The sequence below is a fragment of the Methylomonas sp. BW4-1 genome (genome assembly GCF_052474385.1).
On sequence record NZ_CP184125.1, the window covers coordinates 1,625,320 to 1,651,979 of the forward strand.

The following is a 26,660-nucleotide window of genomic DNA, read 5'->3' on the forward strand; positions in this document are numbered from 1 at the left end:
AGGAGCGTTTCTCGCCGGAGATTGTGGCAGAGCTCGAAGCGATTGCCTAGTGGGACTGGCCAATTGAGAAGATTTCCTTGCATTTTCCTATTATCGTGGCGGCTGATATCCATGCACTTCGGAACTATGCCGATTAGTGTGGAAGAATAAGACGTCCGATCATTTGTTTACCTAATTTCTGGCGCCAAATTCTGCAAAACCATTGGTGCTACAGCTAATGAAATTGCAGAGATGAGCAAAGTCGTTGATATTGTCCGTCGCTAACCGAAAACCGTAGTGACGGGGGCTGTTTTTAGTCGACCGATAAGCGATTGACGCCGCTAAACATTGCGCCGAGCGACGCGGTCAGACTGCAAGCCGACGGCCGCATCAGCAAACAGGAACTGGCCGACCGCATAGGCCTGTCGGCATCACCCTGCCTGCGGCGGGTGCGAGCGGTGGAGGAGGGCGGCCTGATCGTCGGCTATCGGGCCTTGTTGGATGCCAAAGCCTTGGGTCTGACACTGATGGCCTTGAGCCACATTCCGATAGACCGACATACGCCGGAATGTTTCAACACATTCGAGGCGGCGGTTGCCGGCATTCCCGGCGCGACCGCAGTGCATTCCAGCTTCTTGTTACGGCGGGTCGTGGATAAGACGGCGTTTCCGGTGGGGGTAGGGCCATGATCATTCCGAATCCACTGCTGGGCAGAGTTTGCAAACATGGCAAATCACTGACTCAAACCGTTACACAAAAAATGAACGCCGCAATTATCATTCAACGCGCAACTACTTCCAATGCAAGAGTCTGCCTTCGCGTAGGCTCAAGGCAGCTCTGTCAAAACGTTTGACTGCAATCGGCTCGCCTAATACCATCCACCCACTAGAATCAGCTCCGGTAACAGCCTCAAAGCAGCAAACACACGGCTTGTAATCTTGCTGGCCGACTAATTGATGACCACCCCTTCAAGGATCAGATGAAAACCTATTTGACTTGTTTAAGCGCGATATTGCTTTTGCTCAGCGCTTGCGCCGGTTCGCCGCCGCTAAAACCGAATAACGTAGCACGCGGCGATTACAGCTACCTCAAGACTCATCTAACATGGTTGATTGAACAGGAAATGTCCGAACAGGACGTGGAAGGTTTGAGTATTGCCGTGGTCGACGATCAGCAGGTCGTTTGGGCGCAAGGTTTTGGTTATGCCGATCAAGACAACGGGATTGCCGCGACACCGGAAACGGTTTATCGAACCGGCTCCATCTCCAAGCTCTTTACCGATACGCTGGTCATGCAACTGGCGGAGCAGGGCAAGCTGGATATTGATCAGCCGCTACAAACCTATCTGCCGAATTTTGCGATCAAAAGTCGCTTCCCGGATGCCGGACCGATAACGCCGCGCAACATCATGACCCATCATTCCGGTTTGCCGGGTGATAGAGGCAATGGCATGTGGACTAACAACCCGGCGCCGTTCAGTCAACTGGTCGACCCACTGAAAGACGAATACGCCGCCTATCCGCCCAATCGCATCTGGGCCTATTCGAATCTGGGCATCACCTTATTAGGGACGATGTTGGAACGGCTGACCGGCGAGGATTTCAGCACTTATGCCGACCGGCAGCTATTAAAACCACTGGGTATGACGCATGCGGCATTTTCGCCGGGCATATCGGGAGAACTGACTTCCAAAGCCTATAAGAATGATCAGGAAAAGGCCGAAGTGGCACTGCGCGATATGCCGGCCGGCGGCTTAAATGCCAATGTTTTGGATTTAAGCCGTTTTATCGCCATGGTCTTGGCGGACGGCAAAGCCAATGGCCGGCAACTATTGAAGCCGGAAACCCTACATGAAATGCTGCGCCAGCAAAACCGGGACGTGGCGCTGGATGTGGGCAACAAAACCGGTTTGGGCTGGTTCCTGACCAGCAAGCCCGGTATCGGCGATGTGGCCGCACACGGCGGAGCAACGCTTTTTCACCGTAGCCTGTTGACGGTGTTGCCGGAACACAAATTGGGTGTAGTGGTGTTGGCGAACTCCCCACCCACCGGCGATTTGATCGACAAAGTCACCGATAAGGCATTAAAAATGGCGGTTGCGATAAAAACCGGCCAGCCTCTGCCGGATGACATCGAAACGCCTGAAATCGAAACCCGCGGTTTAACCGCGCAAGAGCAACAATTGGGGGCAGGGCAGTATTCAACCGCGCTAGGCTACATCAAGTTAACAGCCGATGGCGACACCCTGGTCACCGAACTGAACGGCAAAAGCCTGGATTTGGTTGGTAGGGAAGATGGCAAATTCGGCATTCGCTACAAGCTGCTGGGTTTGATTCCGCTACAACCCAAGCAACTGGCCGAAGTGGGCGTGTCGGTGCGCCATGTCGACGTCCATGACCTCGCGCTGGCCCATTGGCAAGGGCAAACCTTTGTGTTGGGAGAAAAAATTCAACCGGTAGCGATTCCCGACTCCATGCTTAGCCGCTTGGGCGACTACGAGATTGTGAATCTTGCCGAAGGCGAGGCGATGGTTCCGGAAAAATGCGCGCTGCGCGAGCGGGACGGTTTTTTGATGCTGGAGTATTCCATTCCCGCATTCGACCTGAATAACCTTATCCTCCCGATTGCACCGGTATCGGAAAACGCCGCCGTCATTCTTGGGTTGGGACGCGGCATGCAGGAAACCGTGCGGCTGGAGACGATTAATGGTCAAGAGTTTGTGGCTTATTCCGGGTATTTATTGCGGAAGAAATGAGCAAAGCCTTTAGGATTAGCGGCCACGAGTCAAAACAGGTTTTACAAATGTTCCCAATCTTGCCATCGTTGATCAATACGGTAAGCCGATGAGTGAGTTTATCGCCTATCTGCCCGACATGTTCGAACTGTTCGGCACCATTCAGATCCGTAAGATGGTTGGGGGCTATGGTGTCTACCACGATGGCTTGATGTTTTCCTTGGTGGCGGACGATACGTTGTATCTGAAGGCGGATTCTGAAAATGCCAAGTTTTTCGAGGAACAGGGGCTTGCGCCATTCGAATATCAGCGGGAAGGGAAGATAATGAAAATGTCGTATTACCAAGCGCCGGCCGAGTTTATGGAAGACCGCGAGCAGGCCGATCTCTGGGCGCGGCGCTCGTACGATGCCGCGCGTAGAGCCCAACGTAAAAAACGCAAAAGCAAAACGGACACGGCAGTGATACGTCATTTAGACTGATCCAGAACACCTAATATCGAATAATGTTGAAACCTTCTTCCTGCTGAGGCGCTACGAAGTAACTCGTGATTAGGTCAAATTCGGTATCAGCTACTACAAAAGCGTGAGCGCCAGACGTGTTTCTCGCACGTAAACGTGTCAAGCATTTGTCATCCGGCACATCAAGAAAATGCAACACATGGCTTGATTCGGCTCTGTCGATAATAGACCTCATCCATTTTCTATCTCCCACGGTGTTGGCTGGAAAATCCAATACCACAGAGACACCTATACGAAGTAAATCGGTCACATGCGGCCCGATCACTCCACGTAAATTCGAAGCATGCCTAACATAGTCTGAAACAGACTTGATGTTGTCTGGATAAAGATGTGCAAGCCATACATCCTCGCTAATAATAACCGTGCCTGGTGTCTTGGCCAGTTTTTTTGCCAATGTCGATTTACCGGAGGCGATTTTTCCGCAGAGCAGATGCAATGTTGGCAGTAGCTTTGGCATTTTATATGGCTCCAAGTAAGTCAGTGCCATACGAATTATCAATAACGCAAAACCACTTGCCGGGAGGGTCCTCCCGGAATACATAGGTGGCACGCCGTGACATGCAACTCGTCACACCGGCAGCATCCGCTGTTTCCAGAACGGTTTCCATGATCACTAGAGCCGTACTCCCGCTCTGAATGACATGCATCGCGCCTTGTTTGACCACAAGACTATGGTTGAAATATTCGGTGATCGCGAGGAACGCCTTATGGATTTGTTCCTTGCCTGTAGCAATCAAGCCTGGCTTGATGACGAGCGTTGCATCGTCTGCGTAGAAAGCCATCAAGGTATCGAAGTCCTCTTCAGTGATTGCTTTGTCAGCAGCTTCGATAATTTGTTTAAGTGGATGGTAAGCCATATCGATCTCCTTGGTAGGTTAAGTCACCAAGAGACAGGCAATATTGAACCCGCCTCAGGGCGGGTTGCAGTAGAAAGTAAACGCGCTAACCCACCATTGTTGAAATGGTGGTAATAATAGCCAGCAGGGTTGGGAGCACGTTAATCATGACGGGATGCTAACAGAAGCTATAGTGCCGATCAAACGATAAACTAGCTGAGCACTTTTAGTAATTCGGATCTGCGTGCAATAAAACAACGCTAACGGATCGAGCCGCAGTTGGTATTGCTGGAACTAGCGGAACTGGAACAAGCCGTGCGGGCCTATCCCTTTCCCGACGCGGAAACCCAGCCCGATACCTTGCACCTGAATTTTTTGCTGTCCGCACCGGCCAACCCCGACCTGGCCGCGCTGGCTGCCATCCAGAAAGACAACGAACGGTTTAGTCTGATCGATCAAGTTTTCTACCTGCATGCACCGGAAGGAATCGGCCGCTCGAAACTGGCGGCCCAGGCCGAAAAGCGCCTTGGTGTGGCGATGATCGGCCGCAATTGGCGAACGGTTTGCAAGCTCGTCGAACTGGCGAGAAGCATGACACTCCCAAACGCCGCGGATCGATAAGCCAAGTGCGAGACGGCATTTGGTTTACCCGCGCATTCGTCATGTGCTTGCCCAGTGCATGCGGCCGCTCGGGCTCGTTCCCATTTCTTAACGTTTGGTTGGCAAATTCGGCGAATTTGTCGAGAACTGATGCCGCCGTGATAATTTCGTGATTAGATTTACACGCCCGGTTGACTGATAATCGGCATTTTTCCAAACCCCAGCCGCCGATGCCCCCCACCAAACACCTGCTCCTGGTCGAAGACGATCCCGACATTGCCGGCCTGCTGGCCGCCAATTTGCGCGAGGAAGGCTACGGCGTGGATTGGGCGGCCGACGGCGAGGCCGCGCTGACGGCGATTGCCGGCAATCGTTACGACTTGTTGCTGCTGGACGTCATGCTGCCCGGTGTGGACGGCTTGGAAATTTGCCGGCGGGTGCGGGCCGGGCCGGTTTATACCCCCATCATCATCGTCAGTTCCAAATCCAGCGACGTGCAACGGGTGGTAGGTTTGGAAATGGGCGCCGATGATTACATCATCAAGCCGTTTGCATTGGCCGAGGTGGTCGCTAGAGTACGCGCGCTGTTGCGGCGGGTAGCGGCGTTGAGCGAACCCGTTGCTGTTCAAGCCGATGCCGTTCTGGTCGCCTACGGTTTACGGATAGATGCCCAAAGCCGTACGGTAGCGTTGGACGGCCAGCCGGTGGCCTTGACCGCCCGCGAATTCGACTTGCTGCACTTCTTCGCCCGCCATCCCGGCCGCATGTTCACCCGGTTGGAACTGCTGAATCAGGTTTGGGGTTACAACCACGACGGCTACGAACACACCGTTAACTCCCACATCAATCGCCTGCGGGCCAAAATCGAAGCCGATCCGGCCAAACCGGCGCGGATATTGACGGTGTGGGGAGTTGGTTACAAGTTCGCCGAAGCGGACAGCGCCGACGCATGACACTGAGTTTCCAAAGCCGCATCGCGCTATTGTTCGCCGCGCTGTTCGTCGCGGTGCAGGCGCTGACGGTGGTGTGCATTTACGTGGCGGTGCGCGACAACCTGTTGCACCAACTCGACCAGGACTTGCGCTACGCCGAGCAAGCCTTCCGGCAACTGCTGGTCGAACGCGCCGAACGAGTCGCCGGCGAGGCCGGCTTGCTGGTCGCCGATTTTGGGTTTCGCAGCACCGTCACCGGCGGCGACCCGGCCACCATCGCCTCGGCCTTGGAAAACCTGCTGCTGCGCATCCACGCCCAACGCGGCTTGTTTATCGATCCACAATTTCAGGTGCTCGCCGATAGCGCCGGCCAGTGGCAAGGCCAGCCGTTTCCGTATGCGCAAGCCTTGGCAAACACCGACGCCACCCGCTCACTGGTCTGGTTCGGCGTGTTGGACGGCCGCTTGCAGGAATGGGCGCTGGTGCCGGTGTCGGCGCCGCTGCCGGTGGGCTGGGTGGCGGTGGCGCAGGCTGTCGACGAGCAGCGTATCGCCCGATTTCGGCAAAACTCGCTATTGCCGCTGCACATCGGTTTGGCCGAACTCAGTGCCGACGGCGGCCGCCTGCTGGCCGCGTCGGCACCGGACGCGGCCCTGGCCTTGCTGCACAGCTCGACCAACCGGGCGCTGGCAGCCACGGTCGATACCGCGCAAGGCCGCTACCTCGGCCGCATACTGACGTTGCCGGCGGCCGGCGGCGATCAAGGCGTCGCCGCATTGCTGCAAATCAAGTTCACCGATGCCTTCGCCGGCTACCGCCATATGCTGTTACTGGCGGCCGGGGTGTTGCTGCTCGGCCTGTTGACGACGCTGGCTGGCAGCGTGGTCATCGCCCGCAATCTGTCGCGGCCGCTACGGGCCTTGGCCGGTGCCGGCGAACGAGCGGTCAACGGCGATTTCGCTGCCTCGCCGCTGACCGGCCGCAACGACGAATTGGGCAGACTGGCCGATACCTTCGTTCGCGCCGCCCAACTGGCCGGCCAACTGGGCGAACTGCGCCAAAAAGACCAGGAACGCCGCGAACTGGTGGCTTCGATGTCGCACGATTTACGCACGCCGTTGGCTGCGTTACGCGCTTTTCTCGAAACCATGCAGCGCAAGGCCGAGACCTTGCCGGCCACCGAACAACAGCATTTTCTGGATACCGCGTTGCGCCAGACCGAAAAAGTCAGTCGGCTGGCGCAGGAACTGTTCGAACTGGCCAAACTGGAATGCGACGATGCCAGCCTGAATCCGGAGCTCTTCAATCTGGCCGAATTGCTGCAAGACGTCGCCCAAAAATACCGGCTGCAGGCCGAGCAGCGCGGCGTCAGCTTGCAAGCCGAACTGCGCCCGGATTTGCCTATCGTCAGCGCCGACATCGGCCTGATCGAGCGCCTGCTGACCAATCTGATCGACAACGCCTTGCGCCACACGCCGAAAGGCGGCCGAGTCCGGCTGGACGCTTGGCCGGCGCGCGGCCGGATAGCGGTGGCCGTCCGCGATACCGGCATCGGCATCGCCCCGGAATATCTACCGACCTTGTGCGATTGGGACTCGCCACTGGCCCGCCGCGCCCGCGCCGACGGCGGCGGTTTCGGCTTGATTGTGGTCGGCAAGATCGCCCAGTTGCACGGCGGCCGCTTGCAAGTGGAGAGCACTCTCGGCGTCGGCAGCGAATTTCGTTTCGACTTGCCGCTGGCTGATTCCTCACGCGCCACCACAGGCCAATCGTAAACATGGTGTTATTGGCCGCTCGATTCCCGGCACCGCCAAACTCATTCCCGCAGCAGCGGAAAACCGGGAAGTCATCCCGCCGAATGCTGTCGGTTGTGTTGTTGACGCTTTTCGGTTTGATGATGCGGATTTGCCGAGCCGACGACGGCCAATTTCCGGCAGTAACCTGGCACGGCCTGCTGGACCTGCGCTACCAACACAGCGACGCCGCGCCGGGCGAGCTGGAGCACGGTCTTGGCAAGTTGCGCGCCGGCGACGAGCGCGACCGCTGGCGGGTTAACGAAGCCGCCGCGACGTTGCAGGTGCGCTTGGACTGGGATTGGATGGTCAACGCCACCGTCAAATACGCCGACCGTCAATCGACGCCGCTGGACTTGACCGAAGCCTATCTAGCTTACCGGCCGGTCGGCGCCGCCGGTTGGCGTTTGGCCGGGCGCCTGGGCATGTTCTTTCCGCCGATTTCTTTAGAAAACACCGGCACCGCCTGGAGCAGCCCGTACACCTTGAGCTCGTCGACGATCAACGCCTGGGTCGGCGAAGAATTGCGCGCTTTCGGCGGCGAGCTGCGGGTGGATTACCAAACCGAAGCCGGCGATAAATTCGGCGTGTTCGGCGCCGGTTTGGCCAATAACGATACCGCCGGCCTGATGCTGGCCTGGCGCGGTTGGAGTTTGCACGACTTCGAATCGACCTTGACTGGCCGTCTGCGCCTGCCGGACGGCATAGCCATACCGGCACTGTTTCCGAAGCAGGCCAACGCTAGCCAGAGCTTCGTCGAAGTGGACGGCCGACCCGGCTTTTACGCCGGCATCGCCGCCGAACGGCCCCAGCGTTACACGCTGCGCGCACTGTATTACGACAACAACGCCGATCCGGCCGCGCTGTCCGCCGGCCAATACGGCTGGCACACCCGCTTCTGGAGTTTGGGCGCCAAAGCCGAATTGCCCTGGGAAACCACGCTGATTTCGCAAGCGATGACCGGGCGAACCAGCATGGGCGAATTGCTCGGCGACTTGCGCGCGGTCGACGTCGGCTTTTGGTCGGCAAGCTGGCTGTTGAGCCGGCCGCTGGGCGACGGCCGTTTCAGCGTGCGCTACGAACGTTTCGGCAGCGACGAACGCGATTACCTGCCGCAAGACCGCAACGGCGAACACGGCCAAGCCTGGACCGTCAATTACAATCTGACCTTTGCCCAGCACCATCAATTGAATGTCGAATTCAGCCGCATTTTCAGCGCCCGCCCGGCGCGGCAGGAACGCGGCGAAGCCGCTTATCAGGAGGACACGCTGTGGCAAGTCGCTTACCGGCTGTTTTTTTAACGGCTTGGGCCACGGTCGCGCCGGCAGGAGAATTGGCGGGTAAGGCCACAGCCGGCGGCAGGCCGTTGGCCGATCTGGTGGTCGCCGCCCAAGCCTTGGATGCCACCGGGCGGATCAAAGCGCCGCCGGCACCGGCGGCGATGGCGCTGGACCAGAAAAGCCGCGAATTCGTCCCGCACGTGTTGGCGGTGCGCAGCGGCACGCCGGTGTATTTCCCGAACAGCGACGCGATCAAGCACCACGTCTATTCGTTTTCCGCAGCCAAGCGTTTCGAGATCAAACTCTATAGCGGCGTGCCGCGCGAACCAGTGCGCTTCGACCAGCCCGGCATCGTGGCGCTGGGTTGTAACATTCACGATTGGATGCTGGGTTATGTCTATATCAGCGATGCGGACTATCTGGCGGTTTCCGACACAGAGGGCCGCTGGACGTTGGATTTGCCGGACGGCCGCTACCGCTTGAGCTTTTGGCATCCGAATGCGGCCGAGCAAGCCCCCGAGCAGATCGTCAGCGTACCGGCCGGTGAACTCGCGGTGACAGTGGAATTGAAAGCCCGCTTCCCCACCGGCAAGCCGCCGGCCAGCTTGCAAAATCAGGGTTACGGCGACGGGTTTTGATGCGGTGCATCGCCAAGCCGGAGTGCAAACCCGATTTGTGCTCCGAATCTCCGGGGAATAACTCCCCTCTTTGGCAAAGAGGGGCTGGGGGAGATTTTTAAATAAATCCCCCTCTATCCCCCTTTTTCAAAGGGGGAAGTTCTGGGTAACGAAATTCTCAATAGAGTACAAAGCAAGATTTATACTCCAAGCCGGGGCTAGTCGGCGGCGAAAAGCCGTACCGAAAAATAGCTATTCCACCGCCAACTCCGTCAGCCCGAACCTGAACTTATTGTCGCAACGGAACAACAATCCGCCAGCCTTAAGCCGGCAAAGCCGACGCAGGCGCCCGCCGCCGCAAACAGCCGAACAACGGCAACACGCTGCCGAACAACCAAGCCGCCGCCGGTACCGGCACTTGCGACACCGCGCTGATTTGCAGCAGTGGCGTATTGGCGCCGGGCAGATCGGTAAAGTTGTAACCGGCCGGCGTTCCTAATCCGGCATAAACCGCGAAGTCATGGTTAGCCTGGATGGTGCCGTTTTGCGCCGGGCTATCCGCCGCGTTAGACCCAACCAGAAACGCCGCGCCGGTGGTGCCGTCCAGTTCGGTGCCGGCGTCCCAGATGCTGCTGCCGTTCTCGACGAAGGTGCCGCCGGTGAAATGACCTTGGGCGTCGAACAATTCGATTTCGGTCGGCGAGTCGTTGCCGACGAAGCGGTCGTTGGACGGCACTACCATCGCGAAATAACTCAGGTAACGGTTTTTCACCGGGTCCAGGTCCAGGGTGACGCTGCCTTTAGCGCCGGGCAGGAAAATGCCGGGGCCGAAGGCATTAACCGCCGCCGTCACCGTCGCGCTGGTGCCGCCGGCCGCTGCCGCGCTGCTGGCCGAGAATGCAGAGGACAAGCCGGCGCCGCTACCCATCTCGGCAATTGCTTCGATTGCCGACGAAGCCGTGGTGCCTAAGTCGAAGGCATCGAAGGTACCGTCATGCAAGGCGATGAAAAACGGACTCAAGGCCGGCCCGTTGGCAGCAGACAAATTGCTGAAACTCAGCGTGACCTGCGCGGCCTCTGCCGAACTTAAAGGTGCCGCACTGGCCGCTAACAACAGCGCCGACAGCGTAAAAGCATGGTTTTTTTGCATCGTGATTCTCCTTAATATGAATGCCAAATGGCGCGGCCATTGTGCAATCGGAAAAGTCACGAAATCTTCACGGGGAGGTCAAATGCACGTGAGATGTGAGCTGTCATTGGGTCAAATGCCAGAAGGTATCAGTTCGGTCAAAAACAGCCAGACGGAACAGAATTACCAGTCTTAGATGGAAGGCATTGGGAGCGTTGAATTCATGAACCACACCGATCACGAACGATGTGCTTCACGCTGTTCAGATTATCCATGGCCCTCCGGATTTTCGTTTTTGTTGCAAAACGATCAGGTTTGCCGAATTCGTGCCGCTTCCTGCAAATTTGCTATCAGCTGCAGCGGCTCTTCTTGATAGCGGCGCATGAGTTCCGGAGGGGCTGCGGTATGCTTGTCGTAAATGACGCTCCAGCGGCTAATTTCGAGTAACACAGGTATCAGATCGAGCGCTTTTTCCGTTAGTTCATAAAACACTTGGCGTTTGTCTTCGGGCTTGTGTTTACGGATAACGAGTCCGTCCGCTTCCATTTTCTTCAGTCGCGAAGCCAGAATATTGGTTGCGATTCCTTCTTTTGAAGTCATCAACTCCCGGTAATGCCGTTTGCCGCTTAGCATCAGATCGCGAAGTACGATCAGCGTCCATCGGTCTCCGAACACTTCGAGGGCATAATCAATTGGGCATCTATTTTTGAGCTTCGAGTCGGGCATCTGGCTTATTTACTTGCGTTTTGCAATTGAAATGGGATAATTAGTTGCATATTGCAAGTATATCAATCCAAGCTTATTCCGCAAACCACGTTCATCAGGAGATCGTAAATGTCGACGATAAATTCTACTGCCACCAATATCTCGTTGCTGCGGATCTACACAGCTCCTTGCATCATTGTCGGATCGGTCGTAGCTTGGCTATTCTGGCTATTAGCCGGTGAACATCGGGCTTTCCCACCGGAGCGGCTTATTTCTCCAATGGCCGCGCTCTTTATGCTGACGGCTTTGGTATGGCTGATGATGGTCGTCGCACGCAATGTTGCCGTTATTCGAGGGCATGCGTCGATCAGGTATTTCGCGGATTACAAGGCGGATATTCCTGCCGACGATCGATTCGAGCGTCCGGCTCGAACCTTCAATAATCTAATGCAAGTACCCGCGCTTTTTTATGTTATTTGTCTATTGATGCTTGTCGAGAAAAATGCCGACAACGTTCAAATCGCGCTTGCCTGGGCTTTTGTTGTACTCAGGTATGGCCATGCGATTATCTATATGGCCGTAAATTGGGTGCCGTATCGCTTCGCGACTTGGGCTTCAAGCTGCATCGTTCTGGGCACGCTTTGGTTTCGCTTTGTGACGGCGGTTGGGTTGGGATAAGCTTGAATGGACTCCAGTTGGATGGTTGTTACAAAAAACCGAGCAGCGCCGCTTTAACGGCCGCTGCGGTTTTGTTGCTGGCATTTAATTTCGCCGCAGCATTGCTGATATGAAAATTAACAGTCCGCTCGGTAATTTTCATGATATTGGCAATTTCTCCGGCGGTTTTGCCATCCGCCGTCCAGCGTAGTACCGCAATCTCGCGGTTTGATAGTTTCGTATCCGCTTCCGGCAGCAATTTGGGCAATAATCTGCGCGACAAGGCGATATGCGCAGTTTGGGTCAACCAAGCCATTTTAAAAGCCTTGTCCGCCAGCTCGGCTTCGCTCAGCGGCTCATCGGATCGCGCCAACGTCAGCATGCCGGTGGCGCCGGGGACATCCCGCATGGATTGCGCCCAACCGTAACGCAAGCCGAACGAGCGGGCTTCTTCCCAAAACGCCGCCGTTGAAGCGAACAAACCGTCCGTCCACAGAATGGGCTGCGGCGAGCGCAGGGCGTGTTTGACAGTGGGATCGATCGCACAATAGTTTTTGGCCTGATATTGCGCTTGCCAAGCCGACGGATAATTGCTTACTTTCACGATCTTCGGATTGCTCAGCGGCAGCGCCAACCGGAGTCCGTAGGTGCAATATTCAAAACCCAATTCCGCACCGAACGCTGCAATGGCTTGAAAAAGCTGATGCTCGCTATCGCTGGTCTGCAATGCTTGAAGTTGAATTTCTTGCCAGGCTTTCATGGGCTTATTGTCGTTAAATCTGTTCGACAGCTTATCCTAAAGGCTGAGTTCACGGAAACCCCATGTCCGGTAATCCTTACCGGTAAACCAGAATGGCGGTATAAGCTGTCAATGTTGACAGTTGTTAGACCGTTGTAAATAGCGTCTAATCCGGCAAAGCGGGTAGGCGTTTAAACTGCACCTGGTATTATGTTCCAAGCCAACAGCCACCCTTTTTTTGATTATTAAGCCGTAGCCATGACTTTCGATATTTTCATTGCCGATACCGACGCGGAAATTCAAGCCTGTTATCCGGTGTTCAGCGAGTTGCGCCCGCACCTCAAGCAAGAACAGTTTCTAGCCCAGGTTCGCCGCCAGCGACTGCAGTCCTACCAAATTCTGGCTGTTAGACAGCAGGGCGCCGTTAAAAGCGTGGCGGGTTTTCGTTTCGCCGAGTTTTTGGCATGGGGCAAAATACTGTACGTCGACGATTTAGCCACGCTCAGCGGCGAGACATCGCAAGGTTTCGCTGGCGCTTTGCTCGACTGGCTGATCGAACATGCGCAAACGCACGGCTGCCAGGGCGTGCATCTGGACTCCGGCCATCAGCGCTTTACCGCCCATCGCTTGTATCTTAACAAGGGCTTTCGACTGAGCAGCCATCATTTTTCCCTGACATTCAACACTTAGCTTTGCCATGAAAATACTGGCTTTATCCGGTAGTTTGCGGGCGGCGTCCATCAATTCCGCCGTACTGCGCACTGTGAGGCATTTGGCGCCGTCCTCTATCGAAGTCTATTTGTTTTCTGGGCTTGGCGACTTGCCTTTATACAATCCGGATTTGGAAAACGCGCCGCCGGCCGCCGCACTGCAATTGCGCAACGAAGTGGCCTCGGCGGATGCCTTGCTGATCGCCAGCCCGGAATATGCCCACGGCGTTACCGGCACCATCAAAAACGCGCTGGATTGGTTGGTAGCCTTCGAGGGCTTTGCAGACAAACCGGTGGCGGTATTGAACGCCACGCCGCGCGCCCATCATGCCGATGCCTCGCTCCGGGAAACCTTGGTCACCATGTCGGCGACACTGATCGAAGCCGCATCGATCACCTTGCCGTTGCCAAGCGCACACATCGGCGAAGCGGAGCTATTGGCGATGCCGGAAATCGTTTCATTACTGACCGGCGTATTAGCGAAAACCGAACGCACGGTAAAGCTGCTGCCGGAAATGAAGCCCTTCCTCAGCAGAAGTCTTTATATCGATAGCCAACATCCGGCCATCGTCGACCAAGCCGCCAAGCTGGCGGAGGGTTGCGCCGATGAGGAAGTAATCGCCAAACGCTGTTTCGAATTCGTGCGCGACGAAATCAAGCATAGCTGGGATTACCGGCTGAACCCCGTGACCTGTAAAGCATCCGAGGTGTTAATCCATGGCACCGGCTATTGTTACGCCAAAAGCCATTTGCTGGCGGCACTGCTGCGCGCCAACGCCATTCCCGCCGGTCTGTGTTACCAGCGCTTGACGCTAGACGGGGAGCAGCCCCCTTATTGCCTGCACGGTTTGAACGCGGTTTACCTGCCGCAACACGGTTGGTACCGGATTGATGCGCGCGGCAATAAGCCCGGCGTGAACGCGGACTTTTGCCCGCCACTGGAGAAATTGGCGTTTCCGATTGTGAATCCCTTGGAACACGACTTGCCCGGTATCGATTCAGAACCCTTGCCGGCGGTCATTAAAGCATTAACCGAACACCAAACCGTCGAGCAGGTTTATCACAACTTGCCGGACCTTGCCGTTACTGAGCCATGACGACAAACTCGCCGTTGATCATTCGTCCCGCCGTAGCGACCGATGCTGAGTGCGTTAGCCAACTGATTGGCAGTGTTGCCAACCGTTGTACGATTTCCCCTACTGGCGACGGTGCCGAGTTGTTTTATTCGAGCATCAGCCCGCAAGCGATTGCTAGCTACATCGCTAATGCAAATTTCCTTTATCTGGTGGGTTTGCTAAACGGTAAGCTGGCCGGTGTGGTTGCAGTTCGCGATGCCCGGCATCTTTTTCATCTGTTTGTGGCGCCTGACTGCCAATACCAAGGTATCGGCACGGCATTGGCATTACGTGCCATCGAGTTATCATTGGCCGCATGCCCGTCGGAGACCTTCACGGTGAATGCCTCGCTGCCCTCTGTGCCGTTTTATGCACGGCTGGGCTTTCGGCCGCAGGAGTCAAAGATCGAGGATAAAGGTGTGGCATTTGTAACCATGCAGTTGCTAATCTTAGCACTAAACACCGTTTCGTAGCTTAGATCCGCTGATGGAAATTACTTTAATCCGGCACGGTAAACCGGCGTTCGAACTGAAAGGCAAAGTCAAAGCGCGGGACATCGGCGAAATTGTCAGCTGTTATGATTTATCCGGCATAGCTGACGAACCGCCGGAACACGCCAAGCAACGCGCTTCGGCATGCCATGTCGCCGTTTGTAGCGACTTTATCCGTTCTCTGGAATCGGCCAAGGCATTGGGATTTGCTGATATTTTGCTGAGTGACCCGGTGTTTCGGGAAATTGCTGTCCCTCATTTCAAACAGGGTGGGTTGACGATGTCGGTTGGTGCCTGGGGCTTATTGTTACGCTGTCTGTCGACGATGGGATTCTCGCGAAACGGCGAGTCGCTCGCCATGGCAAAACTGCGGGCGCAAGTCGCGGCATCGTTATTAATAGACCTGGCGCATGAGCATCAAAGCGTCTTGTTGGTGGGGCATGGTTTCGTTAATTACTTCATAGCCCAGGCGTTGTTAGCCCGAAATTGGGTTGGTCCCGCGAAGCCGGGCGGCGGCTATTGGGAATATGGGGTATATCGCTATCGTGCAACATGACCCGCAAAGGGAACAATTTAAGCCACATTCAACAATATGCTCGCATCGATTACCGGCAACACCAAAATATTCGGCGTCATCGCCGACCCGGTCAGCCAGGCCAGAACACCGGCTATGGCAAACGCATTATTGGGTGAACGGGGGCGCTGGGGTGACTTTGTCATGCTCCCCATGCAAGTATCGGCGCAAGGCTTTCCCGCCTTTATTACCGGCCTGCGCGCCTTGAAAAACTTCGGGGGCGCCGTCGTTTCCATGCCACACAAAGTCGTTGCCGCCAGCTTGGTTGATGAACTGACGCCGGAGGCACGCCTGGTTGGTGCCGTGAATGTCATTCGCCGGAACGGTGACGGCCGCCTGATTGGTACCATGCTGGACGGCGAAGGTTTTGTTGCCGGATTAGCCGGCGCCAGCTACAGCGTGAAAGGCACGCACATCCTTCTGGTCGGAGCCGGAGGCGCTGCATCGGCAATTGCTTTTGCCCTTGCCAAACACGGCTGCGCTTCACTTTGCATACAAAATCGAACACCGGAAAGAGCCAGTGCGCTGTCAGCGAGAGTCCGCCATGCCTACCCACAATTGAACGTATCGACAGAGCTACGTTCGAATGCCCACTACGATATTGCCATCAACGCCACTTCTCTCGGCATGAAGCCGAATGATGAGTTACCGATAACCAAGCCTTTGATGCGGCAATGCGACCTGGTCGCCGAATGCGTCATCGCACCGGAAATGACGCCGTTACTCCAGGAAGCGTCCGCTCAAGGGAAGGTCATTCACACCGGCGTTCCGATGTTGGCCGCGCAAATGAATCTGATGTTGGCGTTCATGGGGGCCGAGTGAGAGGCAATAGGCCAAGAGCGCTGGTCGATATAGAACAAATCCTAGACTGCGGTTGCAGTGATAGCGGATCATAAGCGAGCTGTATGCCACAGATTACAACTTTCAAACCATACCCTGTCAATACTGACAGTTGTTGCAAGGCCTGATCCTGAGTTGTAATTAACCCAAAATAATCCGTTTCTATTTAGAAACTGCCGGAGTCCAAATGCTAGGTGAAACCACAGGTGCCGTTCGGGTGTTATTGCGACTGGAGGGATTGTGCGTGCTACTTGCCGCCTGCATCGCTTACGCAAAACTCGATCTGAACTGGAGCACTTTCGCACTCTACTTCCTGGTGCCCGATATTTCGTTACTCGGTTATTTCGCCGGCGCTAAGGTTGGCGCTATTAGCTATAACACTGCGCACTCATACCTAGGTGCCGTTGCCAGTCTGGTGATCGGCTTCACGGTTCCGTCGTCGGCCCTGCAATGTGCCGGTTTGATCTGGTGCGCCCATATCGGTTTTGACCGGGCGCTGGGTTACGGCCTCAAATATCCGGCGGGATTCGGTTTTACCCACCTTGGCCGCATCGGGCGATTTGCTGCCAAACATTCGGAAACGCAATAAGCGGGTTTAAGGCCCGAAACAAGTAAGGATCAAAAGATGGCTTTTACACTCGACAAGGTCGTACCCTGGGGACGTTCATACGCTGAATATGTCAGCATGTTTAGCCTGACCGAAGCTGATCTGGGCAGGTATATTTTGGGGTGCGGTGACGGGCCCGCCGGATTCAACGCTGAACTGACCCAACGTGGTGGGCATATCGTTTCAGTAGACCCTGTCTACATGTTTGATGTCGAGCAGATCAAAAGCCGCATCGCCGAAACCTATGAAACTGTCATGGCTCAGACGCTTGAAAACCAACGCGACTTTATCTGGGATGTCATTCCTTCGATAGAGGCGCTAGGAGAAATCCGTATGACGGCCATGGACACTTTCCTTGCCGATTTCGAGTTGGGTAAACAACAAGGCCGATACCTAGCGGGAGAGTTACCTGCACTGCCTTTTGAAGACAGACAATTCGATATGGCCTTGTCGTCGCATTTTTTGTTTTTGTACAGTGCACACTTGTCGGCGGAGTTTCATCTTCAGGCAGTACAGGAAATGTTGCGGGTAGCCCGAGAGGTACGGATATTTCCGCTGCTTGCGCTGGATAGGGTTCTGTCGCCATATCTTTCCATGGTCTGCGAAGAATTTGCCAGCCGAGGATTTGACGTACAGATCGTTAAGGTTGATTACGAATTTCAACGCGGCGGCAATCAAATGCTGGTCATTAAGCCTCAATAACGAACAGGGATCCAGTTCATAAACTCCGCGCTTTACCGAAACGTATGCGTTAGTTGCCATGAGAAAGCTTGATGAAATACAGTAGATGGGTAGCCGTGATTTTCCTGTTAGTGCCGATTTCCGCGTGGGCTTTTTTCAAACCGGTTCGGGTACTGATCCCTGAAGTATTCGGCGTCCATTGCAACCCACAAAACCTATGCGTGGATGATGTCTCTCAGCTTGCAACCGCTGAGTCATTGCTCAACGACTCGAAAATTTATCTTGCTACTCAATGGGGCTTGTCCATCGGCGAGCCGAAGATCGTGTTTTGCAGCACGGAGCAATGCCGGTCCGTATTCGGCCTATCAAACAAGGCAGGATTCACCTTGGGCAGTTTTGCTATCGCCATCGCGCCGCGAGGTTGGCAGCCACACTACGTGGCGCATGAGCTCATCCATCATTGGCAGGCCGACCAATTCGGCAGCCTGGCGCTGCTAACCGGTGAGCACTGGCTAATCGAAGGCATGGCCTACGCGCTAAGCAACGATCCGCGAGGGGAGCTGCATCAGCCTTTTGAATCTTATCGTCAGCGATTCAATGACTGGTACAGACTCCATGCCGATATGCCACTCAAGGAATCGCTGGCCGGAGCACTCTAAATGGCAACCAATATTCTTACGCTATTGCGCACCGTTTGGCGCTGGATATATCGGGCCATAAAAGCTGGGCTGGTATTGTTAACCGTATTGCTACTGACCGGGGCCGTTTATCAACACTTCGCGGTAAAGGCCGACTTGGAAAAATACCCGCCACCTGGCCGGATGGTCGACGTGGACGGCCATCTATTTCATATTAATTGCACGGGTGCAGGTCCATTGACTGTGATTCTCGAAGGCGGCGCAGGCGCTTCCTCACTGGCCTGGGCCTGGATACAGCCGGAAGTGGCAAAAAGCGCGAAGGTCTGTTCTTATGACAGAGCCGGATACAGTTGGAGCGCGCCAAGCGCGCTCCCCATGGATGCCATTAACACCAGCCGGCAACTTCACGACCTATTGACGGCTGCGAATATTCCCGGGCCCTACATTTTGGTTGGCCACTCTATCGGCGGTGCGTATGCGCGCATGTTCGCCGCGAATTATCCTCAGGATGTGGCGGGATTGGTTCTGGTCGATGCGACCAACCCGTCGGTGCTGGAAACCTATGCCGAAGTCGATTTGCCGAAGGTCGAAGACTGGACGCCGCCTACCGTCCAGGTATTTCCCTATCTGGCTTCTGTCGGGGCAATGCGCGCGGTTCTCGGTTTGGGGCTTTTCAATCTTGCCGCCGGACTGCCCGCCGATACGGAAGCGCCCGCCAATGCCTTCCTTGCCCAGACCGATTACCTGAAAACTGTCGTTTGGGAATACCGTTTTTTACCGGACACACTGAAGCAAATTCGCTCCTTGCAGCCCTTAAACGATCTGCCGGTAGCGGTAATCGTAGCGGGCCGGTTTATCGGGCTGGATACGGAAACCGCGGCAAAATTCATTAATTGGCATCGGAAACAACAGCGTAATTGGCTGAATTTATCCAGAAACAGCTCATTGCGAACCATTGAAGAAGCCGATCATATATCCCTGATGACCAATTACCGTCATGCCCACGAAGTGGCGAAGACGATTATTGAAATGGTTAATAATGAGGGTTTAAAGCTGATGCGCTAAATCACGCTATCAATGCCATTAATAAAGAGCTACTCATTCTCTTTTTAATATCTATGGCTTACTAATTTCAGGAGCAATGCTATGAGCCAATTTAAAGGCGGCTGTATGTGCGGAGCGGTTCAATATTCGGTGAAATCCGAGCCGCGTTTGTCTTTTTTATGCCAATGCAGGCAATGCCAACGAATTACCGGCACAGGCCATTCGGCCGAGTTTGTGGCGTTGGAAAATGGTACAACTATTTCAGGAGAACTGAAGTTCTACGAAATGACGGCCGATAGCGGCAATACCGTCACTAGCGGGTTTTGTCCGACTTGCGGCAATCCGATCTTAAAGAAATCATCGGGTTATACGGGCATGCTGTTTTTTCATGCCGCCACTTTGGACAACCCCGATTTGTTTAAGCCACAAGCCGTTTTTTGGCATGCAAGTCATCAACCCTGGGACTTTGTGGACCCAAGTCTTGAATTAAAAGAGCACGTATAACCTGAGGAAAAACCGAAATGAGCATGATGAAACGCGCACTCCTGATCCTTGTTGTGTTGGTGTCCTGCGTCGGTTGCGACCAGGCCACCAAGTCCATAGCCCAATCGTTTTTATCCGACACCGAAGTCTGGTCGTTTTGGGGCGATACCGTGCGCTTGCAGTTGGCCCACAACCACGGCGCATTTTTGGGTTTGGGTTCGTCGCTTCCGGGCACTCTGCGCGACGGCTTGTTTTCGGGTGGCGTTGCCTTGGCGTTATTGGCTTTGCTGGGTTACATCCTGTTTTCGAAATCGGCCTCACCGTCCTCGATCCTGGCCTATGCGTTGTTATTGGCGGGTGGCTTGGGCAATCTGATCGATAGGTTAATGTACGGCGGCTATGTTGTGGATTTCGTCAATATCGGCATCGGGCCAATTCGTACCGGCGTTTTCAATGTCGCCGATGTGGTCGTGGTCGTTGGCGCGTTGATGTTGTTTACCGGCATGCCCCGAGCTAACCAACGGCCGTCCGAGCGATGAATCCTTTCAGCGAATATCCGCAATACGATGCCTTGAGTCTGGCGCAGTTGGTGCGATCCGGCGACGTGTCGGCAGGTGAATTGCTGAAGGCAGCTCAGGCGCGCTTGGCTGAATTCAATCCGTTACTGAATGCCGTCGTCACGCCGATGGATGAATTGGCGGAATCGCTGGTGAAAAACCTAGGCAAGCGTGGACCGTTTACCGGCGTGCCGTTTCTGGTCAAGGATTTGATGTTGCGTTTCGCCGGCGTCCCGATGTCGAACGGCAGCGTGGCGATGAAGGATTACCGTCCCGCCGCCGATAACGAGATGGCCGCCCGGCTCAATGCCGCCGGTTTGATTACCTTCGGCAAGACCAATACCTCGGAGCTCGGCGCATCGGCGCTAACCAACAACGCCGTGTTCGGCAGCACCCGCAACCCCTGGGATTTAAACCTCAATTCGGGCGGCTCCAGCGGTGGCAGTGCCGCGGTCGTGGCCGCCCGAATCGTGCCTATGGCCTATGCCAGCGACGGCGGCGGTTCGATCAGATTGCCGACGTCCTATTGCGGCATCTTCGGTTTCAAACCGTCCCGAGGCTTGAACCGCTTCGAAGATTTATCGAAGGCTTGGGGTGGGGCGGTTGTCAGCCATGTCTGCACGATCAGCGTGCGCGACAGCGCTGCCTATCTGGATTTAGTGGCCGGCAACACCGATCAGGCTTACTCCGCGACCAAGCCGCCGCCCCAGTCTTATCTATATGCCGCCACCCAGCCACCAAAACGGCTGAAAATCGCGCTGATCAACCGGGCACCTGTCGACACCCCAATACATCGCGACTGCCTCGCCGCCGCCGTCAAAGCCGCCAAACACTGCGAAGCGCGCGGCCACGATGTCGAGGAGGCTGCCTGGAATTTCGACGACCGCGAATTGATGCGCGCCTTTCTGACCGTGATTTTTTACTATACCGCGCGGGATGTCGCCAACATGGCGCAGTGGCTGGAACTGACCGAGCCTGAGCTGGCCATCGAGTTGAACACCCGGCTGATGGCCGGCATCGGCAAAGGCGTGAGCGACGAACAGCTGCAGCAGGCCTTGGCTGTCTGGCAGCGGATCGCCGAACGGTTGGCGGATTTTCATAGCCGCTACGACGTGATCCTGACACCGACGGTCGCCACGCCGCCGTTGGCGTCCGACGCCCTCGATCCCAATGTTGTGGAACGATGGCTGATGCACGGACTGCTGGTGAGCGGATTGGCCGACAAATTATTCTCCAACCGCTTGCTGGATGCGATTATCAGCAAGGCCGTGCAGCAAACGCCGTTCACCCCGCTTGCCAACATCACCGGCCAACCGGCCATGTCGGTGCCGCTGTATTGGAGCGACGACGGCTTGCCGCACGGCGTGCAGTTCATGGCCGCAACCGGTAACGACCGGCTGTTGTTCCAACTGGCCGCCCAGCTCGAACAAGCCGATCCTTGGAAACACAGGATGCCGCCGTTATGCCATCAGTAAAATTCAGCCAATTCGGCGCCGCCGACGGCCAGCCGGTGATCTATTTCCACGGTACGCCGGGCTCGCCCGATGAATGCGAAATTTTCGATGCTTATGCCAAACAACATCAACTGGCCATCATTTGTTACGACCGCTCGACCATAGCCCCTAGCTTGCAAGGCGACGCTTATTACCAATGCATCGCCGAAGAGATTGCCAACAAGGTTGGCGATAGCCCCGTTGATGTTATTGGCTTTTCGATCGGTGCTTTCATTGCCTTGCAAGTTAGCCGGGCGATGAACGGCAAGGTTCGCAGCCTGCATTTGGTTTCCGCCGCTGCGCCGTTGGATGCCTGCGACTTCATCGACGCGGCGGCGGGAAAGGCCGTTTTCCAGCTGGCTCAAAATCGTCCGTCGACATTTCTGCGGCTGGCTCGGGTACAAGGATGGTTGGCGAGTCGATTTCCCGGCCTGTTGTTGCGGATGTTATTTGCCAGCGTAGCCGGCGAAGACCGAGCGTTGCTGGCCGATCAGGGGTTTCGGATCACGATGATGAAAACGCTCAAAACCTGCTTCAAGCGCGATTCCCTAGGCTATGCTCGCGACGTCATCGCCTACGTCCAGCCCTGGAAAGCAACGCTGGCCGATATCAACGTCGATACTCAGATCTGGCACGGCGCGGAAGACAACTGGTCGCCGGTTGCCATGGCCGATTTTCTAGCATCGGCGTTGCCAGGCTGTTCGAAAATTACGGTACTGGACGGACTTTCCCATTATTCCTGTCTGTATCGAACCTCGCCGGCGATTTGTCGGTTGATCGAAACCCTAAATTAACCAAGAAACTGACCCAGCCATGACCCCATCAATTGCATTGCTCGGCGAATACACGCCGACATTTCAGCCTCATCTCTCGACCAACGCCGCCATCGAACATGCCAAGACGGCTTTGGGGTTGGAGATTAACGCCGACTGGATTTCAACCGAGGACATCGATCAAATGCTGTTCCAACGCTATGCCGGCATCTGGGTAGCGCCTGGCAGCCCATATAAGAACATGGACAAGACACTGGCAGCGATTCGGTATGCCCGCGAAAACGGCGTCCCGTGTTTCGGCACTTGCGGCGGATTTCAGCATATGATTTTGGAATACGCCCGCAACCTGTTGGGATTCAAAGACGCGCAACACGCCGAGTACGATCCTTATGCCTCCGATTTGTTCATTTCGAAGCTGGCCTGTTCGCTGGCCGGGCGGCAGCTACCGCTGACTTTCGAACCGGGCTCGCGTGTTGCCGACATCTACGGCGCCTTGACCGCCACCGAACAGTATTATTGCAATTTCGGCATCAACCCGGACTGTATCGATGTCTTGAAACAAGGGCCGTTGCGCATCACCGGCGCCGATACCGAAGGCGAGATTCGGGTCATCGAATGGCCGGGTCATCCCTTTTTCATCGGTACGCTGTTCGTGCCGCAAGCCCGATCCACGCCGGAGCAGCCGCATCCTTTGGTTTCGGCATTTTTGCGCGCGGTTAGCGCAAGCTGATGGCTACAGTTCCTTATTTCAAGAGACTTTAAAATGGCACAAATCAAAATCTACGGGATTAAAGACCATCTCAACCCCATCAAGCGGCAATTGTCCGATGTGATTCATGAATGCGTGGTGGAAGCGCTGCAGTTTCCGCAAGACAAGAGGGCGCACAGATTCTTCCCGCTGGAAAAAGACGACCTGTTCGCGCCCAGCGGCAGAACCGATTCCTATACGATCATCGAAATCACCATGATTAGCGGCCGGGAAACGGCTACCAAGAAAAAGCTGATTCGTTTGCTGTTCGACCGCATCCAAGAAAAGATCGGAATTACCCACCAGGATATAGAAATTTGCATATATGAAAGTCCTGCCTGCAATTGGGGATTCCGTGGCATGCACGGCGACGAAGTAACCTTGAATTACAAAATCAATGTCTAGCGGCATCGACATTTAAACGGTAAGCATCAATGTATATCCCCAAACATTTCGACGAACCAAGAATCGAGGTCATGCAGGCCTTGATGCGCGAATATCCCCTGGCGACCTTGGTTACCTTATCCTTTGACGGTTTGAACGCCAACCATATTCCGCTGCATTGGCTGGAAGACGGCGATACGCCATACGGCTGCTTGCGCGGCCACATCGCCCGCACGAACCCGCTGTGGAGCGATTTCGATCCGCAAACCGAAGTGCTGGCGGTGTTTCAATCCGAAAATGCCTACATCTCGCCGTCCTGGTACGCCAGCAAACCGCAAACAGGCAAGGTGGTGCCGACCTGGAACTACACCGCCGTGCATGCATACGGCAAACTAAGGATAATCGACGACCCGGCCTGGATTCGTGGGCAATTGCAGGCCATGACGGATGAATTCGAAGCCGGTTTCCCAGAGCCTTGGGCAATAGCGGACGCGCCCGCCAATTTTACCGAGCGCTTGCTCACGCAAATTGTCGGCATCGAAATCAGCGTGACCCGACTGCAAGGCAAGTGGAAGGTCAGCCAAAACCAGCCGCCGGAAAACCGCAGCAGCGTGATCGAAGCGTTGCGCGCATCGGGCCAGGTGGTCATGGCAGATTTGGTTGCCGACGTAGCTAAACCCTAACGCCAACCATTGATGGAAGCCGTCATGAAGCCATTTTCCGTTCGTCAAGCCACGCTGTCCGACCTGGATGCACTCGTTCCGTTATTCGACGATTACCGCCGGTTTTACGGTAAATCCAGTGATCCGCATGCGGCGAAATCGTTTTTGCGGGATCGATTCGAACACGGCGAATCGGTACTATTCCTGGCCGAGCAGGACAATAACGCCACCGGCTTTGTTCAGCTTTACCCCAGCTTTTCGTCAGTCTCGCTGGCTCGAACCTATATTCTCAACGATCTATTTGTCGATGCCGGATTTCGTAGACAAGGCATTGCCGGCCGGCTCATAGCGGCGGCAGTCGAATATGCGGCAACCTTAGGCGCAGTCCGCCTGACCTTGTCGACGGCAGTAATCAACACCGAGGCGCAGGCACTTTATCGAACAACCGGTTGGACACGTGACGAACAGTTTTATGTCTACTATTTGCCTATCCCGGCCATTGAACCTTTAAACGACTAAGCCGTGGATGGTTTATATGATGGGTATGGTTTGAATCGGGAAGTTTTTATCCTGGTCAGTTGCTGGCGCGGTCCCTCCATCGATCCATTGATGCGGATTGCTACAGAATTAGCCGGGATGTTGGTTAATGTTGTTCCTTAACTTTATTACGTAGGAGAAGAGTTCTATGAAACATCACATCATCACCGTCATGATTTTAGCGGTAGCCGTGGCGTGTTATCTGGTCGGTTATTCCGGTATCGGTAACGCCGCTTTCATCGTTGGTGCGGGCTTCGAGACATGGTTTTGGATTCGGCTCTTGATCAAACGTCCGTCCGCTTAAAGCAGATTAGCGTTCGACGCTGATTGGCAGCCGGGTACGTGGCGCGCGGCAGATCGTTCACCGGTCGGCACAAGCTGAAGCGCCTCTTACTAATTGCCAAAACAGAGCCCCGATGCACCATTCAAACGAAATGTTAAGCCAGGAACTGGTAGCGATGGCAAAAAACGACCTTTCAGTACGGGAGGCGTTGGTCGCCGATGGCTCTCTAGGCCACGCTCTCTATCACCCGTATATGGAAGCCGTACATATCAGCAATGCCGCTCGCCTTGCAGCCATCATCGAGCAATACGGTTGGCCTGTACACAGTCTTGTGGGCGAGGAGGGGGCTTGGGCCGCCTGGTTGGTCGCGCAACATGCCATCGGCAATCCGCCATTCATGCGTAATTGTCTGTTTTTGCTAAAGCAGGCCGCCGCCAGCAACGAGGTTATCCGGAAACCGCCTTTCTGTTACGAGACGCCGTCATCAAAAACGATCCGGCGGTGTTGGCGTTTAGAATTTCGGCTTCCGCGACGATATTGATCGGCATCGTGCTGTTTTGCCTGGCTATCTACCGTTCGGCGATCTATCCCAAGCCGGCGGCATTATTGATCTTCGCCGGCGCCGTGGTTTATGCGCTGGGGCCTATGATTTCGGTGTATGTGTCTACTGTTGGGATTTTCACCTTTGCCGTGGGCTGTATGCTGCTTGGGGTTCGTTTATTGCGCTGGCCGCGAAGGGATGTCGTTGGCCGTCCAGCAGAAAATGCGATGCGAGGCGGTGACAGGGGGATCGGCTTTCTTCTATTGCACTTCAATCAAACCCATCATCTTGATTGGCGAAAACGCTAGAGCCCCTGAGCCGCCGGTGCTAACCTGCCGCTGTCATGGTTTGCAGGAGTTTTTACGATGAACGATATTCGCGACCCGGTTTATGCGCGTCTGCTCAAGGCGGCGCTGGAATGTTTTCTCGCCGACGAATACCACAAAGTCACCACCCGCGCCATCGCCGACCAGGCGGGCGTCAATATCTCGATGATCCGCTATTACTTCGGCAACAAGGAAGGCCTCTACGAAGAAATGATCCGCGAGACGCTCAAGCCCCTCTTGGACATGCTCGACAGCGATACGCTGTCCGAGGCCGGTGGTTTCGCTGAATATCTACGCCTCTATTATGACACCATGCTCAAGCATCCCGAGTTTCCCAAGCTTATTCTCAAGGTGCTGGCCCTCAACCACGGGCCGGGCCGGCGTTTCATCCTGCAATTGCTGGAGCGCGGCCGCAGCGGCGGCGCACGGCGGCTAGAACAGCTGAAGGCAAGCGGTCAGGTCGATAAGGCGATCAATCCCGACGTGGCGCGGATGGCCTTCGTCAGCCTTGCGATGATGCCGATGCTGCTGAAAGACATCTTCGAGGAACAGATGGGAGGGCAGATGGACGAAGCCTTCCTCGACGAACTCGCCGCTTTCAACGGCAAGCTGTTGGCGGCGGGCATGGCCGCCTCCCAAGCGGGAGCGTGAC

The 26,660-nt window shown here is 55.4% G+C and carries 34 protein-coding genes and 1 pseudogene; 30 read left to right on the forward strand and 5 right to left on the reverse strand.

Annotation, left to right across the window (positions count from 1 at the left end):
• Positions 1-311: 311 nt before the first annotated feature.
• The 3 genes from ACH5Y9_RS07450 to ACH5Y9_RS07460 all read left to right on the forward strand — a co-directional run bounded on the left by ACH5Y9_RS07450 (position 312) and on the right by ACH5Y9_RS07460 (position 3,194).
• Positions 312-668 (forward strand): Lrp/AsnC family transcriptional regulator, encoded by a 357-nt coding sequence (locus ACH5Y9_RS07450; RefSeq protein WP_445369129.1) that lies wholly within the window; start codon positions 312-314, stop codon positions 666-668.
• A gap of 290 nt (positions 669-958) precedes the next feature.
• Positions 959-2,734, forward strand: a complete 1,776-nt coding sequence (locus tag ACH5Y9_RS07455; protein WP_445369130.1) for a serine hydrolase domain-containing protein — start codon at positions 959-961, stop codon at positions 2,732-2,734.
• Between the two features lie 88 nt (positions 2,735-2,822).
• Positions 2,823-3,194 (forward strand): TfoX/Sxy family protein, encoded by a 372-nt coding sequence (locus tag ACH5Y9_RS07460; RefSeq protein WP_445369131.1) that lies wholly within the window; start codon positions 2,823-2,825, stop codon positions 3,192-3,194.
• A gap of 10 nt (positions 3,195-3,204) precedes the next feature.
• Here the strand turns inward: ACH5Y9_RS07460 and ACH5Y9_RS07465 are convergent, their stop codons facing one another.
• Both ACH5Y9_RS07465 and ACH5Y9_RS07470 read right to left on the reverse strand, forming a co-directional pair.
• A complete protein-coding gene (locus ACH5Y9_RS07465; RefSeq protein ID WP_445369132.1) occupies positions 3,205-3,690 on the reverse strand; it encodes an AAA family ATPase in 486 nt (161 codons plus the stop codon).
• 1 nt (position 3,691) lies between these two features.
• Positions 3,692-4,090 carry a YybH family protein gene (locus tag ACH5Y9_RS07470; RefSeq protein WP_445369133.1) on the reverse strand — a complete coding sequence of 133 codons (399 nt, stop codon included), beginning with the start codon at positions 4,088-4,090 and terminating at the stop codon, positions 3,692-3,694.
• Positions 4,091-4,348: 258 nt separating this feature from the next.
• On the opposite strand from ACH5Y9_RS07470, the gene ACH5Y9_RS07475 reads away from it, so the two are divergent.
• From ACH5Y9_RS07475 to ACH5Y9_RS07495, 5 genes are all read left to right on the forward strand, one after another.
• Positions 4,349-4,690: a DUF1697 domain-containing protein gene (locus ACH5Y9_RS07475; protein WP_445369134.1), complete on the forward strand. Its 342-nt coding sequence runs from the start codon at positions 4,349-4,351 to the stop codon at positions 4,688-4,690.
• Between the two features lie 209 nt (positions 4,691-4,899).
• On the forward strand, positions 4,900-5,622 hold the full coding sequence (locus ACH5Y9_RS07480) for a response regulator transcription factor (RefSeq protein ID WP_445369135.1): 723 nt from the start codon (positions 4,900-4,902) through the stop codon (positions 5,620-5,622).
• Entirely contained in the window at positions 5,619-7,376 is a 1,758-nt protein-coding gene (locus ACH5Y9_RS07485; protein WP_445369136.1) for an ATP-binding protein, read from the forward strand. The genes ACH5Y9_RS07480 and ACH5Y9_RS07485 overlap by 4 nt, the downstream gene beginning before the upstream one ends.
• A gap of 83 nt (positions 7,377-7,459) precedes the next feature.
• Positions 7,460-8,695, forward strand: a complete 1,236-nt coding sequence (locus ACH5Y9_RS07490; RefSeq protein ID WP_445369137.1) for a hypothetical protein — start codon at positions 7,460-7,462, stop codon at positions 8,693-8,695.
• A complete protein-coding gene (locus ACH5Y9_RS07495) occupies positions 8,665-9,312 on the forward strand; it encodes a methylamine utilization protein (RefSeq protein WP_445369138.1) in 648 nt (215 codons plus the stop codon). The genes ACH5Y9_RS07490 and ACH5Y9_RS07495 overlap by 31 nt, the downstream gene beginning before the upstream one ends.
• Positions 9,313-9,613: 301 nt before the next feature.
• Here the strand turns inward: ACH5Y9_RS07495 and ACH5Y9_RS07500 are convergent, their stop codons facing one another.
• Positions 9,614-10,441: a spondin domain-containing protein gene (locus ACH5Y9_RS07500; protein WP_445369139.1), complete on the reverse strand. Its 828-nt coding sequence runs from the start codon at positions 10,439-10,441 to the stop codon at positions 9,614-9,616.
• Between the two features lie 288 nt (positions 10,442-10,729).
• A complete protein-coding gene (locus ACH5Y9_RS07505) occupies positions 10,730-11,146 on the reverse strand; it encodes a winged helix-turn-helix transcriptional regulator (protein ID WP_445369140.1) in 417 nt (138 codons plus the stop codon).
• A 108-nt stretch (positions 11,147-11,254) separates the two neighbouring features.
• On the opposite strand from ACH5Y9_RS07505, the gene ACH5Y9_RS07510 reads away from it, so the two are divergent.
• A complete protein-coding gene (locus ACH5Y9_RS07510; RefSeq protein WP_445369141.1) occupies positions 11,255-11,803 on the forward strand; it encodes an MAPEG family protein in 549 nt (182 codons plus the stop codon).
• A 28-nt stretch (positions 11,804-11,831) separates the two neighbouring features.
• Here the strand turns inward: ACH5Y9_RS07510 and ACH5Y9_RS07515 are convergent, their stop codons facing one another.
• Positions 11,832-12,542: an autoinducer binding domain-containing protein gene (locus tag ACH5Y9_RS07515; RefSeq protein WP_101052365.1), complete on the reverse strand. Its 711-nt coding sequence runs from the start codon at positions 12,540-12,542 to the stop codon at positions 11,832-11,834.
• A 237-nt stretch (positions 12,543-12,779) separates the two neighbouring features.
• Between ACH5Y9_RS07515 and ACH5Y9_RS07520 the strand changes: the two genes are divergently transcribed.
• The 21 genes and pseudogenes from ACH5Y9_RS07520 to ACH5Y9_RS07620 all read left to right on the forward strand — a co-directional run bounded on the left by ACH5Y9_RS07520 (position 12,780) and on the right by ACH5Y9_RS07620 (position 26,659).
• A complete protein-coding gene (locus ACH5Y9_RS07520) occupies positions 12,780-13,211 on the forward strand; it encodes a GNAT family N-acetyltransferase (RefSeq protein WP_445369142.1) in 432 nt (143 codons plus the stop codon).
• Between the two features lie 7 nt (positions 13,212-13,218).
• The gene (locus ACH5Y9_RS07525; protein ID WP_445369143.1) at positions 13,219-14,328 is read left to right on the forward strand and encodes an NAD(P)H-dependent oxidoreductase; all 1,110 of its coding nucleotides are present in this window, start codon (positions 13,219-13,221) and stop codon (positions 14,326-14,328) included.
• The gene (locus ACH5Y9_RS07530; RefSeq protein ID WP_445369144.1) at positions 14,325-14,819 is read left to right on the forward strand and encodes a GNAT family N-acetyltransferase; all 495 of its coding nucleotides are present in this window, start codon (positions 14,325-14,327) and stop codon (positions 14,817-14,819) included. Before ACH5Y9_RS07525 ends, ACH5Y9_RS07530 begins: the two co-directional genes overlap by 4 nt.
• A 13-nt stretch (positions 14,820-14,832) precedes the next feature.
• Positions 14,833-15,393 (forward strand): histidine phosphatase family protein, encoded by a 561-nt coding sequence (locus ACH5Y9_RS07535; protein WP_171695260.1) that lies wholly within the window; start codon positions 14,833-14,835, stop codon positions 15,391-15,393.
• 36 nt (positions 15,394-15,429) lie between these two features.
• The gene (locus ACH5Y9_RS07540; protein ID WP_445369145.1) at positions 15,430-16,233 is read left to right on the forward strand and encodes a shikimate dehydrogenase family protein; all 804 of its coding nucleotides are present in this window, start codon (positions 15,430-15,432) and stop codon (positions 16,231-16,233) included.
• A 205-nt stretch (positions 16,234-16,438) separates the two neighbouring features.
• Complete coding sequence (locus ACH5Y9_RS07545) at positions 16,439-16,840, forward strand: DUF4260 domain-containing protein (protein WP_445369146.1); 402 nt, start codon at positions 16,439-16,441, stop codon at positions 16,838-16,840.
• Between the two features lie 36 nt (positions 16,841-16,876).
• On the forward strand, positions 16,877-17,560 hold the full coding sequence (locus tag ACH5Y9_RS07550) for an SAM-dependent methyltransferase (RefSeq protein WP_445369147.1): 684 nt from the start codon (positions 16,877-16,879) through the stop codon (positions 17,558-17,560).
• 71 nt (positions 17,561-17,631) lie between these two features.
• Complete coding sequence (locus tag ACH5Y9_RS07555; RefSeq protein ID WP_171695264.1) at positions 17,632-18,198, forward strand: hypothetical protein; 567 nt, start codon at positions 17,632-17,634, stop codon at positions 18,196-18,198.
• Positions 18,199-19,242, forward strand: a complete 1,044-nt coding sequence (locus ACH5Y9_RS07560) for an alpha/beta hydrolase (protein ID WP_445369148.1) — start codon at positions 18,199-18,201, stop codon at positions 19,240-19,242.
• Positions 19,243-19,323: 81 nt separating this feature from the next.
• Positions 19,324-19,725 (forward strand): GFA family protein, encoded by a 402-nt coding sequence (locus ACH5Y9_RS07565; RefSeq protein WP_445369149.1) that lies wholly within the window; start codon positions 19,324-19,326, stop codon positions 19,723-19,725.
• 17 nt (positions 19,726-19,742) lie between these two features.
• Positions 19,743-20,243 carry a signal peptidase II gene (lspA, locus tag ACH5Y9_RS07570; RefSeq protein ID WP_445369150.1) on the forward strand — a complete coding sequence of 167 codons (501 nt, stop codon included), beginning with the start codon at positions 19,743-19,745 and terminating at the stop codon, positions 20,241-20,243.
• Positions 20,240-21,736 (forward strand): amidase, encoded by a 1,497-nt coding sequence (locus tag ACH5Y9_RS07575; protein ID WP_445369151.1) that lies wholly within the window; start codon positions 20,240-20,242, stop codon positions 21,734-21,736. Before lspA ends, ACH5Y9_RS07575 begins: the two co-directional genes overlap by 4 nt.
• The gene (locus tag ACH5Y9_RS07580; protein ID WP_445369152.1) at positions 21,724-22,548 is read left to right on the forward strand and encodes an alpha/beta fold hydrolase; all 825 of its coding nucleotides are present in this window, start codon (positions 21,724-21,726) and stop codon (positions 22,546-22,548) included. Before ACH5Y9_RS07575 ends, ACH5Y9_RS07580 begins: the two co-directional genes overlap by 13 nt.
• A 19-nt stretch (positions 22,549-22,567) precedes the next feature.
• The gene (locus ACH5Y9_RS07585; protein WP_445369153.1) at positions 22,568-23,257 is read left to right on the forward strand and encodes a CTP synthase C-terminal region-related (seleno)protein; all 690 of its coding nucleotides are present in this window, start codon (positions 22,568-22,570) and stop codon (positions 23,255-23,257) included.
• Positions 23,258-23,290: 33 nt separating this feature from the next.
• Positions 23,291-23,680, forward strand: coding sequence for a tautomerase family protein (locus ACH5Y9_RS07590; RefSeq protein ID WP_445369154.1), 390 nt, complete (start codon positions 23,291-23,293; stop codon positions 23,678-23,680).
• A gap of 29 nt (positions 23,681-23,709) precedes the next feature.
• Positions 23,710-24,342, forward strand: a complete 633-nt coding sequence (locus ACH5Y9_RS07595; RefSeq protein ID WP_445369155.1) for an FMN-binding negative transcriptional regulator — start codon at positions 23,710-23,712, stop codon at positions 24,340-24,342.
• A gap of 24 nt (positions 24,343-24,366) precedes the next feature.
• Positions 24,367-24,840 carry a GNAT family N-acetyltransferase gene (locus ACH5Y9_RS07600; protein WP_445369156.1) on the forward strand — a complete coding sequence of 158 codons (474 nt, stop codon included), beginning with the start codon at positions 24,367-24,369 and terminating at the stop codon, positions 24,838-24,840.
• A gap of 166 nt (positions 24,841-25,006) precedes the next feature.
• Positions 25,007-25,162: a hypothetical protein gene (locus ACH5Y9_RS07605; RefSeq protein WP_171695277.1), complete on the forward strand. Its 156-nt coding sequence runs from the start codon at positions 25,007-25,009 to the stop codon at positions 25,160-25,162.
• Positions 25,163-25,316: 154 nt separating this feature from the next.
• A pseudogene (locus tag ACH5Y9_RS07610) lies at positions 25,317-25,541 on the forward strand (hypothetical protein); the annotation flags it as partial.
• Positions 25,542-25,546: 5 nt separating this feature from the next.
• Positions 25,547-25,990 (forward strand): hypothetical protein, encoded by a 444-nt coding sequence (locus ACH5Y9_RS07615; RefSeq protein ID WP_445369933.1) that lies wholly within the window; start codon positions 25,547-25,549, stop codon positions 25,988-25,990.
• A 57-nt stretch (positions 25,991-26,047) separates the two neighbouring features.
• The gene (locus ACH5Y9_RS07620; protein ID WP_445369157.1) at positions 26,048-26,659 is read left to right on the forward strand and encodes a TetR/AcrR family transcriptional regulator; all 612 of its coding nucleotides are present in this window, start codon (positions 26,048-26,050) and stop codon (positions 26,657-26,659) included.
• The last annotated feature ends 1 nt before the right edge of the window (position 26,660 follow it).